Genomic DNA, 2,927 nt, shown 5'->3' with positions numbered 1-2,927 from the left:
GGCCTTGTCAGTGATTCCCTTTTTGGCACAGATTGCCAAAAAAGGAGTGAAGTATTTGGTAACACCTTGACCAAAATATCTATTAAAAATATTTCTAAAGGTAAATCCTGTAATCCCCTCCAGAGGAGCGATATATATATTCATTTCAGACTCCTTATTATTTGTTAACATCATGGTATGAAAATATATTAATAATATTATTCGAAATAAAAATTTTAATTATTTTTGTAACACTTTTTACTTTTACGCATAAAATAGACAGAAAACAAAAAACAACAGCTCAGAAGAGCCATTAAAGAAAGGATGATAAAAATGATTAACAACATGACTAACAGAATGACAATAGATGATTTGGGACAGGTAGCAGGTGGCACCCTGAAAGAATCATCCAATGACAGCAAGTTCCTCGGAGCACTTAATAGCTCCTGTGAGCGCTTTGGAACCGGAATGATTTATTGGAGCACTCAAGCCAAAAAGGAAGTTATCGGTGCCTGGGAAAAATGTGGTGTAAGAGTTATTCTTTCCGACCGCAACCCTAACGAATATTTTATCATGAATACCAAGGTCAGCCAGGATGAAGCCATGAAGCATGCCCAGGGTGTTGTAGGCAAAAATATAGACCGTTCCGCCTGGGACTGGTAATAATAATAAAAAAGGCAGAGCTGGATTTTATTTCCGGCTCTGCTTTTAGATTGGAAATAATCATGCTCAATAAAAATTATTTAAAAGCCAATAACCAGCCAAGCCAACTATTATACTGTAGGCCAGGCTTTGGGTCTTTGCTGCCACAATCAGCACCGGAATTGCAGCCAAAAACTCAATATTGGACCAGGAAAACTTAAATCCACTATGAGCATCCCCAAAAATAGAGACAAATATCAGGGCACCAAACACCGCCGTGGGTACATACTTGAGCCACAGGGACAAGAAAGTTGGCATAGGCCGCCGTCCCAGCACAGCCAAGGGTAAGACCCTTGAGATATATGAAGAACAGAATAATCCAAAAATACATATCAATATATCACTATAGCTCATTTCCTTTCAACTCCTTCACCGTTATCTATAACTGCACCTATAATTGCCGCCAGTATGGTAGCCACTACCACATTAAGCATATTATCCAACCACAGGGATAACAGCAGGGCCAGCCCACCACCCAATACACCAATGCCAATCAGCTTTGCAGACTTAAAATGAAATGACCACAACCCAATGAACATAGCTATCAGTGCATAGCTGACCAGAGCAGTATCAATATACACGGCACTTCCCAGTAGCACACCTGAAACAGTGGCCAAAGTCCAGCTCATGTGAGCCAGGAAATTTAGTCCGGCTGCTTTTTTAGGATTCCAGTCATTATCCTTCTTTTGAAACTCTATGCTGTTTACAGCAAAGGTTTCATCCACTATTTCCTGGGCATAAAAAAGTCTGTATAATAATGATTCCTTTGAAATATACTGATTGAGAATCAATCCATATAGCATATGACGCAGATTAACAATGCCAACGGTAATCACAATAGGTATAATAGCTGTACCTGCCCCTATCATTGCCAATGCGATGAATTGGCCACTGCCGGCAAAAAGAAAGATAGACATCATCGCCATCAAAAAGGCGTCCATACCTACCTTTTCCCCCAATATACCACAGGCCACCCCCAGGGGAATATACCCGAAGCAGATCGGCCATACCGCCTTGAGCACCTGTTTATCAAAATACTGACTCATCAGTTGAATACCTCCATGAATTATTAGCATAAAATAATTAATTGCATACATTTTAACACATTTATTTGTATAATTATACTATTATATCCAAGTTTAAATAATAATAAAGACATCTATATCATGGTAAAAAAATAAAGAAACAGTACCTGGCTATCTCTCTTTAAAATATTTTATGTATTTTCCCCACATAAAATAAAAAGCCAAGACTTGGAGGTAAAGAAAACCACCTAGTCTCGGCTTGTTAAATTCAAAATTTATACCACCATTATTCAAATTTTTCTGTAAAAAATATTCCGATTAGCTTTTCCCCTAAAGGGGCTAACTTCGTGTGCAACCCGGCAGGAGATATTAACTTAGCACCTGTTATTCGCATATTGCCCCTGTCTTAAGAGGGCGGGGAACATCTTTTACTCATTATATACATTAAAAATAATCCTGAATACCTCTCCACATGGCCTGGGCAAAACCATCATGATACCATGAACTCCAAGTACCATCAGACCGGTCATACTTGCTACTATACGCCAGCCCGTTTTCTGATTTTACCTTATAAACATATAGCTGATGAAATTGTCCATTATGTTTTGCAGTTACAGACGCAGTATAAACACCATTCCCTTCTGAACTTACCTTTGTCAACCAATAATCCAATCCTGAACTACTATAGAACCACACATTGTTTCCTTTGGCATGAACCACATTAGTGTCAAAAGGCTGAATATCCCTATGCACCACCGGCGCAAAAGCCACCAATGCTATCACGGCTATAAAATACACAAACATTTTTTTTAACATATCATCATTCTCCATCCATTCATTTAATTCAATACATGCACGCAAGCTGTAAAAATCTTTCCTGATTCTTTGGCTTTAATTTGTTTAAAAACATACCTATCCCTCCACTTTATTGTTTGTTAAAAAACTGTAACCACATATGTTTAAAAAAAATAAGGTTTCCAATTACGCCTCATCAAATCCTAATCCAACTTGACCTTCTTTAATTCCTAATTGCATAGTGACTACTCCCATGCCTATATCATCATGTTCAACCTTACCCATTTTTCCGGTGATACTTACATTATTCCCCTGATATTTCTTATTAGCATCCCCCTGGATCACTAATATATTCATTCAACATATTATCAGCTTTTACAGCTATCGGAGAATTATTTCCTCCGTATAATGACATTAAACTTATAA

General features: G+C 37.8%; 5 protein-coding genes. 1 reads left to right on the top strand and 4 read right to left on the bottom strand.

Going from position 1 to position 2,927, the window contains the following annotated elements; genetic code table 11:
- Positions 1-312 precede the first annotated feature (312 nt).
- Positions 313-642: a hypothetical protein gene (locus K6C05_RS05265; RefSeq protein ID WP_296732124.1), complete on the top strand. Its 330-nt coding sequence runs from the start codon at positions 313-315 to the stop codon at positions 640-642.
- A gap of 66 nt (positions 643-708) precedes the next feature.
- Here K6C05_RS05265 and K6C05_RS05260 read toward each other — a convergent pair whose 3' ends face one another.
- The 4 genes from K6C05_RS05260 to K6C05_RS05245 all read right to left on the bottom strand — a co-directional run bounded on the left by K6C05_RS05260 (position 709) and on the right by K6C05_RS05245 (position 2,858).
- Positions 709-1,035 (bottom strand): AzlD domain-containing protein, encoded by a 327-nt coding sequence (locus K6C05_RS05260; protein WP_296732122.1) that lies wholly within the window; start codon positions 1,033-1,035, stop codon positions 709-711.
- A complete protein-coding gene (locus K6C05_RS05255) occupies positions 1,032-1,727 on the bottom strand; it encodes an AzlC family ABC transporter permease (protein ID WP_296732120.1) in 696 nt (231 codons plus the stop codon). Before K6C05_RS05255 ends, K6C05_RS05260 begins: the two co-directional genes overlap by 4 nt.
- Before the next feature lie 423 nt (positions 1,728-2,150).
- Positions 2,151-2,522, bottom strand: a complete 372-nt coding sequence (locus tag K6C05_RS05250) for a hypothetical protein (RefSeq protein WP_296732117.1) — start codon at positions 2,520-2,522, stop codon at positions 2,151-2,153.
- A 165-nt stretch (positions 2,523-2,687) separates the two neighbouring features.
- On the bottom strand, positions 2,688-2,858 hold the full coding sequence (locus tag K6C05_RS05245; RefSeq protein ID WP_296732115.1) for a hypothetical protein: 171 nt from the start codon (positions 2,856-2,858) through the stop codon (positions 2,688-2,690).
- Between the last annotated feature and the right edge of the window lie 69 nt (positions 2,859-2,927).

It is taken from the genome of Anaerovibrio sp., from assembly GCF_024697385.1.
In the GTDB taxonomy this organism is placed as follows: Bacteria; Bacillota; Negativicutes; order Selenomonadales; family Selenomonadaceae; genus Anaerovibrio.
The sequence above is the reverse complement of the archived record's forward strand: the minus strand, read 5'-3'. Positions and strand labels throughout refer to the sequence as shown.

Bases quoted from the DNA above. Each gene is read 5' to 3' on its own strand.
- K6C05_RS05265 (WP_296732124.1), top strand. From the start codon at position 313: ATGATTAACAACATGACTAACAGAATGACAATAGATGATTTGGGACAG.
- K6C05_RS05260 (WP_296732122.1), bottom strand. From the start codon at position 1,035: ATGAGCTATAGTGATATATTGATATGTATTTTTGGATTATTCTGTTCT.
- K6C05_RS05255 (WP_296732120.1), bottom strand. From the start codon at position 1,727: ATGAGTCAGTATTTTGATAAACAGGTGCTCAAGGCGGTATGGCCGATC.
- K6C05_RS05250 (WP_296732117.1), bottom strand. From the start codon at position 2,522: ATGTTAAAAAAAATGTTTGTGTATTTTATAGCCGTGATAGCATTGGTG.
- K6C05_RS05245 (WP_296732115.1), bottom strand. From the start codon at position 2,858: ATGAATATATTAGTGATCCAGGGGGATGCTAATAAGAAATATCAGGGG.